This window comes from Massilia sp. PWRC2, from assembly GCF_049896725.1.
GTDB lineage: Bacteria > Pseudomonadota > Gammaproteobacteria > Burkholderiales > Burkholderiaceae_D > JAFCUW01.
The window spans coordinates 1-7133 of the sequence record NZ_JAFCUW010000024.1 but is presented as its reverse complement, the minus strand read 5'-3'; the positions used below and the strand labels follow the sequence as shown (position 1 = coordinate 7133).

The window sequence follows — 7133 nt, the reverse complement described above, 5'->3', positions numbered from 1 at the left end:
ATTTTTCTTCTTTGTGAACATTTGATAATTTAAGTATGCAGTGACCGAAGTCACTGGCACTTTCATCAAACGCCCACACTTATCGACTGTTAATTGTTAAAGAACTTTATTCGGTACTGCTGTCTGCGCATCTCGAAGCGTTGTGTTCGTTGCAGCAGAGAGGAAAGAGTATGAAGCGTTTAGCTGCTTTCGTCAACCATCTTTTTTTCTCGCTTCACCTTGCATTTGCATGCTTTGTTCTGCGAGGGGGCGGACTATAGCAAGCCGTGGTGCATCTGGGCAAGGCCTTTTTTCATTCCTCATACACGATCAACTGCCTCGCGCACCCAGCCAAAACCAATGCGCTCCTGCTCCATGCGCACGCGCTCGGCCAGCACATCGTCACGCAAGTCACGGTACACAGCCTGCTCTTCATCATTGAGGTGCTGCAACTCGCCGGTATGACGCTTGTCGATCTCCTCGGTCCCCCACAGGCTGCGATGCGCATGCAGCGTTGCCGCATCCATGAGCAGTGAGCGGGCGTGCGGCACGCGCGCGCGCAGGCGGTCGAGGATGGCGAAACCGTGGGTGTCGATATCGCCCCAATAAATCACATCGCAGCGCTGCAGCCACGCTATCTCGGCAAGCCGTGACACCCCATAGCCGCCACCGAACACGACGATCGAGGCCGCCGTATTTGGAAACGCCAGCCCATTGATTTCATTTTCGGTGACGAACACCCGCCGTGCGCCGATCTCCAGGCGCGCAAACTGGCTGACCGGCATACTCAGGTCGGACAACCCGGCCAGCATCAAGGCGGGATCGAGGATGCGCATGCGCACCAGCGCCGGCTTGGCCAGTACACCGAAGCGCGCCTCGAACTGGCGCGCGCCCACTGCATCCTGGGCGATCGCATCGGCCGGCAGCACCAGGTCGAGCAGTTCGGTGAACAAGCCCTTGCGCGCTTCAATGAACTTGCTGTCGACGCCGACGATGTCGAGTTGACGAAGATAGATGCCAGGCTGCGGGTGCGACACGAACCAGCGTAGGATCGCTAGCATGCGGGGCCAGTGCTCTGCGTGCTCGAGGACCGTCAATGGGCGGCGCGCCAGCCATGGACGCAACTGCGGGAAGTGCGACAGCGTGTCAGCCGCCAGTTGCTCGAAACGGCGCGCATCGGTGCTGCGCCCGATCAGCCGCAAGGCGTCAAACTCGCTGGCGACCATGACGCGATCGGGCAGTAGATTGCGCCCCGTCTGCCGGTGGTTGATCTCGCGCCAGACGATGTCATAACCACGTCCCGCCTCCAGCGTACGGATCCAGCTACGCACGGCGTCGAACTGCGCGCCGATATCGGCCACTGTCGGCTGGCGCAGACGCAGCTCTAACGGGAACAGCGTGGCGCCCTCCAGCGGCGCCGCCAGCAGACGGCCATCATCCCACAGGCGCTGCACCTGCTGACGGATGTCGGTCGGCGTCGACCAGCTCGACGATAGCGTCATGCCGACCGCGCGTCGCGCTCGGCGTGATACTCCTCGATGCTCAGGTAGCGCAGTTTCGATTGCCGCCCCTCTTCGCTATGGACGAATCCCAATCCCGCCACGTACGGCTCGATGATGTGAATCTTTTGCAGCGGCGTGACGATCAGCAGTTGCAGGTTCATCCGCTTGAACAGCTCGAGACCGAAGCGCGCCGATTCGTCGGAGCCGCGGCCGAACGCCTCGTCGATGACGACAAAACGAAACGAACGCGAACGCACCGCGCCCCATTCGAGTCCAAACTGGTAAGCCAGACTGGCCGCCAATACGGTATAGGCCAGCTTCTCCTTCTGGCCGCCCGACTTGCCGCCGGCATCGGTGTAGTGCTCGTGTTCACGGTCGTCGTCGCGCCAGCGCTCCGACGCCGAGAACACAAACCAGTTGCGCACGTCGGTCACCTTGCGAGTCCAGCGGCGATCGACTTCGGCGCTGCCCTCGCGCCCCCTAAATCGTTCGATGATGCGTTTAACTTGCAGGAATTTGGCTTCCGAATACGCTTCGTCGGCGGAGCCGGTCAGGGCGCCCTCGGTACAACTGCGCAGATCCTGCTGAAAATCGCGCAGGTCCGCATCCAGATTCTGCTCGGCCTCGAGCAGAATGTAGCGGTTCGGGTTGTAGTCGATCGCTTGCAGCGAACTGTTGATGCGGGCGATGCGCTCACGGATGGTTTCGCGCTCTCTCTTGAGCTGCGACTGGAAGCCGGCGATTTCGCGGATGGTGTTTTCGTTCAGCAGATCCTTGAAGCGCGAGGCAAAGCGGGGCAAATCATCGGCCTGCAGGCTGTCGAGCATTTTCCTGAACTCGGCGCCCGCCTCGATGCTGACGTCGACCTCGCGCGCATCGAGTGGCCAGCTGCGGATGTAATTCTGCATGGCGCCGATGATGGCGTCGCGCAGGCGCGCAATTTTTTTGTCTTCGGCGTCGATGTGCGACTGCAGGAAATCCCGAAAATCCTTTTCTCGGTTGTCGCTCGATTCGATGGTGAGGGTGTGGACGCCCAGCGCCTGCGCACGCAGCGATTCGAGCTGGGGAAAATACATCGCCTGCGCGTCCCGCGGTGTCGCCTCGAGCAGGATCGCGCAGTCGGCCGCCGCCATGCTGGCCTGCTCGATTTTTTCGGCCGCGCGTGCCTGCGCAGTGGCCGCCGCCGCGTACTGCTCTTCCGCACGCGCCTGCGCCTGCGTCAATTCGGTAAACTGGGCCTGCAGGGTGCGCAGCAGGTCGGACGCTGCCGCCAGCGTCTCCAGTTCGCGCTCCAGCGCCTCGATGGCGATCAGCAGCGGCTTCCAGTCCAGCTCATTGAAATGATCGAACATCCCGAGCTGCTGCCAGCTGCCCAGCAAGGTGTTGTGGCTACTGAGCTGCGCTTTGAGCTGCGAGATGTGTGCGCTGTGCGCCTGCACCCGCGTGCTCAGGTCGCGCTCCTGCCTGGCCAGGGCCGCGATCTTCTCCTGGTTCGACCACCCCAGCACATAGCGCGAACGGTCATCGAGGCGGTGGCGGTCATCTTTCTCGTGACGCTCGCCAGCGGCCTTGATCTGGCCGCTGCGGGTAATCGCACGCTTCTCGCGGCGGAATTCCTCAAGGCGCTCGCAACATGCATGGTCGAAACGGCGCGCCAGCTCCGCATCGATCCAGCCATAGAATGGCGAGTCGGGCTTGATCTGCAGCTTGCGCGCCAGGGCGTTGGCGGGCAGCGCGCGGCTGTCAGGCGCCACGCCGGCGCGCACCCGGTAGTACACCAGGCGGTTGCCGACATTGGTGCTGTCGACCCAGGCGGCGACGGCTGCGTAGTGCGTCTCTGGCACCAGCAGCGACAAGCCAACATTGTGCAGCAACCGTTCGGCCGCGCCTTCCCACCCACGCTCTTCTTCGCGTACCTGGATCAGTTCACCGATGAACGGCACGCTGGCGGGCACGATGCGCAGGGCGCCACACAGTTTGTCGCGCAGATCGAGCATTTGGCTGGGGATATTCGATTTGCGTCCGCGCAGCGATTCCAGCTCGGCGGCCAGTTCGCCATGCAGGCGGCCCAGTTCACGCACGCTGACGCCGGCCTCGGTAAGGCGGTTCTGCACCTCATCGCGCTGGGCGATACGGGCAGCTTGACCCGCCTCGATGTCGCGCCGGTTGGCAGAGAAGGTGGCGCCGTCGACTGCAGCAGGCAGCTCGACGGCAGCGGCGAGGGCGTCGTATTGGGCGCAGCGGCGCGCGCGCTCGTCGCGGGTGGCCTGCAAGCGGGCGACGTCGCCCTTGATCTGTTCGATGCGATTGCCACCGTTGGCAGCGATCGCGTGGGTGATCTCATCGCGGCGCTGCGCCAGCGCCCGCCGTTCGTCGCCGTGCTTGCGCAGGCGGTCGGCCAGCGCATCGAGCTCCGCCTGCAACAGTGCGATGCGCTTGTCGAGCAGCTCGTGCTTGAGATAGGCGAACCACGGACGCAGCATGTCGCGGCAAGCGCGCAGCTGCTCGACCTGGTGCCGCAGCATATCGTGGCGTTCGCAGTCGGCCGTCAGTGGCGTCAATTGTTCGATCTGCAGCCTGGCTTTGATAACCGCCTCGTGCGCGCGATTGAGATCGTCAAAGTGCGCGATCAGCGCGGCGATGCGTACCTCGACGGGAAACGCTTCGAGCATATGGTCCCGCACGAATTCCGTCAGGTTGCCGACGGATTTCATTGACACCGTCTGGTGGAATAGATCCATCGCCTGTTCGCTGGCGATGCCGAAGCGGCGGCGGAAATCCGCGCCATAAGGGGGAAAGGCGTCATGCAGTATCACGCCAGCGCTCGCGCGCAATCGCTTGCGCAGCTGGCCGATGTCGCTGCCAAAGCCGGCAAAATGCTCGCTGATCGACAGGCGCGAATCGGCCACCACGTAAAAGCGCTCGGGCTGGCCACGCGCATCCTTGAGCCAGAATACCTGGGCCAAGGTAACCGTCTGATCAAAACCCTCGTTATAAAACACGCCAAGGATCACCGAATAACTGTTTTGATCGCGCAGCGAGACAGCGCGTGCGCTCATGCCGGTGTCGCCCCGCTCCGACTTGTAATGACCGAGCACATAGGTGCGCAGGCTGCGCTCGCGGGCGTCGGCGCCGGCCGCCTTGTTGTAAGAAATTTTCTGGGCCGGCACCAGCAAGGTAGTGAGGGCGTCGACCAGGGTTGATTTACCTGAGCCGATATCCCCCGTCAGCAGGATATTGTCGCCGCCAGGATGAAGGCGCCAGACCCGTTCATCGAAGGTCCCCCAGTTGAACACTTCGAAATGATGCAGGCGAAAACCGGCGCGTTCGTCGGGCGCCGGGGAGAATTCAAACTCCGGCTGTTCGGCCGGATGGAACTGGGCGCTGTCGTTCATGCGTCACTTTCCACGGCGCCGGCGTGCGCGCCATACTGCGCCAGGCGCTGCTCGAAGTCGCTCAGCCACTGCGCATCGACGAAGGATTTGAGAATGCGCCGCACTTCGAACTGGTGCTCCTGACCGCGCAAGCGGTGCAAAAATCCCAGCTCGGTCACCTTGTTGATATGGGTGTCCATGCGGTCGAGCAGGCGCGCCTCATTGGCGGTGTCGGGCAAAAACAGTCGCACCGCATCGACGATCTGTTCACGACTCATGATCAACCTGGTCTCGCCCGCCATGGCATCAAACTCGGCCAGTTTTTTGCGCAGTAAAACCAGGATCAGGCTGACCGGGTAGCTGAGCTGGCGGCGCGCGATCAGACGCGGTATCTCGGGCTCGCCCGGCGCCACTGGGCGCTGACGCAAATACGCATAACCCTCCGCTTCATCAACGATCACGTCCAGGCCAAGTGTGCCGCAATAGTCGCGCACACGGCCCTGCAAGTCGATCAGCGCCTGCCACAGCGTGGTGTCGGCAGCGCGATAGAGCACACCCTGCAGAAGGAGGACCAGCAGCGGGCCCAGACGGTGTTGTTCGTGTGTGTCGGGATTCATGCTGAGGGGGTTCATGCTGACGGGGTTCATGCTGACGGGGTTCATGCTGAATATATGATCAGTGGCAGCGTCGCCTGACGCGCGCGGCCTTGTTCGTCGGTCCAGTGAACTTGTTCGCTCTGGTCGTCATCGATGACAGCCTTGCGGTCCTGGGTCGCCAGTTTGAGATAGCCTGCCAGTTCGGCCAGGCCCTGCTCGAGCGGAAAATCGGCGGTGAGCGTCGCCAGTGTAATGTGGGTGCGCGTTTGCAGCGCGCGCCGCACGTTGGCAGCCAGACGTGCAGGGTCGACATAGATCTGCTCGAACAGCGCATCGGCACTGAGCGGATCGGATTCGTCGCTCAGCACCTGCTGGCTGATTTTCGGCTTGAAGGGCGGCGCATACAGGGTGCGCTCCATCGGCATGACCAGCATCGGCGCCGGCGCATCGAGCTCCATGAAGGCGCGCTCGTCGATTTGTCCGCGCAAGGCGAGCGCCCTCTGCTCGATGTCGCGCATGATTTGCATAATGCGGCGGTTTTCCAGCCAGGCCTGGTCATCCAGGTAGCGACGCAACTGTTCGGACAGACGCGCCACCGTCCGTTGCGTCACTTCGCCCGCTTCCAGCCAGTCGTAATGAATCCGCTGCAAGCGACCGTCGGCTTCGAGTTCACGCACCGGGGCCATGTCCATTACCCGCTTGAGCAGTTCGGTTAATTCGTCCTGGCGCGCGGGCGACATCAAGAGATCCCAGAATGCCCTGAAGCTTTTACCTTCATCGGTCTCCGAGATCAAATCGCGCTGACCAAAGATGGCTTGCAGCAGCGCGCCCTTACTACCGTCCCAGGTAGCGATCTGTTCACGCACCTGGCGATCGAGACTGCGAAAATTATGGTCAACCGCGCGAAAATCGGACAGCAGTTCGCGCGCGGTGGCAGCCATCTGGATAAACCGTTCACGCACCTGGGTGGCATCCATCAAGTCGATGCGGCCGGCGCTGATCTGGGCGATTTCCACATCGATGTCGGCCTTTTTGCGTTTCAGTTCGGCGATGCGGGCACGTGGATCGAGCTCGGTCCCATCGACAATTTGATGCAAGAGATCGAACACCGTCATCAGGCGCGACTCGGTGCCAATAAAATTTCGCTGGCCCAGGTTGCGCAGCCAATCGATCGCCAGCTCGGTTGACGAAGCGAGATCGTAATGGGCTTCATCCTGCCCGGCCGGATAATATTTTCTGAGCCAGCCGCGCTCGTCCGCAGCCCAGTCATCGAGATAGGCGCCGGCAGCCTTCGGGAACAGCACTTCGCCAGCGACTTCATGGAGGTGATACAGGTAGTCGTCGAGTTTCGATGCAAGTTGCGCGCGCGAAACGGCACGCATATTGGGCGCGATAAAGGCGGCGTGCAAGAAACTGGCAATCATCGGCGCGTTGTCGGCGGCGAGCAGGCGCCAGGCTGGGTGGCTGCGCCGCTGGATGAGCAGTTGTTGATAGTCCATATGGGCGGGGCCTTTGCTGTCATTGATAATGTAGCACTGACGCAGTGAAATGGAAGCACAACGCGCAGACGTAAAAAAACCCCGCACATCACTGTACGGGGTTTTCTCACTATAACTAGCCTGACGATAACCTACTTTCACACTGGTTGCAGCACTATCATCGGCGTAATATCGTTTCACGGT

Annotated in this window: 4 protein-coding genes; all 4 read right to left on the bottom strand. The window is 61.6% G+C overall.

What is annotated here, in order from left to right:
* Nucleotides 1-299: 299 nt before the first annotated feature.
* From ACP7BZ_RS22690 to ACP7BZ_RS22675, 4 genes are read right to left on the bottom strand one after another with little or no spacing between them, the layout of a single operon-like run.
* Nucleotides 300-1481 carry a DUF3322 domain-containing protein gene (locus ACP7BZ_RS22690; RefSeq protein WP_426117430.1) on the bottom strand — a complete coding sequence of 394 codons (1182 nt, stop codon included), beginning with the start codon at nt 1479-1481 and terminating at the stop codon, nt 300-302.
* Nucleotides 1478-4876: an ATP-binding protein gene (locus tag ACP7BZ_RS22685; protein WP_426117428.1), complete on the bottom strand. Its 3399-nt coding sequence runs from the start codon at nt 4874-4876 to the stop codon at nt 1478-1480. Before ACP7BZ_RS22685 ends, ACP7BZ_RS22690 begins: the two co-directional genes overlap by 4 nt.
* Nucleotides 4873-5472, bottom strand: a complete 600-nt coding sequence (locus ACP7BZ_RS22680; RefSeq protein WP_426117432.1) for a DUF4194 domain-containing protein — start codon at nt 5470-5472, stop codon at nt 4873-4875. Before ACP7BZ_RS22680 ends, ACP7BZ_RS22685 begins: the two co-directional genes overlap by 4 nt.
* 41 nt (nt 5473-5513) lie before the next feature.
* On the bottom strand, nt 5514-6950 hold the full coding sequence (locus ACP7BZ_RS22675) for a DUF3375 domain-containing protein (RefSeq protein ID WP_426117426.1): 1437 nt from the start codon (nt 6948-6950) through the stop codon (nt 5514-5516).
* Nucleotides 6951-7133: the final 183 nt, after the last annotated feature.

Excerpts from the sequence above, each read along its gene's own strand:
- ACP7BZ_RS22690 (WP_426117430.1), bottom strand. The coding sequence starts at position 1,481 with ATGACGCTATCGTCGAGCTGGTCGACGCCGACCGACATCCGTCAGCAG.
- ACP7BZ_RS22685 (WP_426117428.1), bottom strand. The coding sequence starts at position 4,876 with ATGAACGACAGCGCCCAGTTCCATCCGGCCGAACAGCCGGAGTTTGAA.
- ACP7BZ_RS22680 (WP_426117432.1), bottom strand. The coding sequence starts at position 5,472 with ATGAATCCCGACACACACGAACAACACCGTCTGGGCCCGCTGCTGGTC.
- ACP7BZ_RS22675 (WP_426117426.1), bottom strand. The coding sequence starts at position 6,950 with ATGGACTATCAACAACTGCTCATCCAGCGGCGCAGCCACCCAGCCTGG.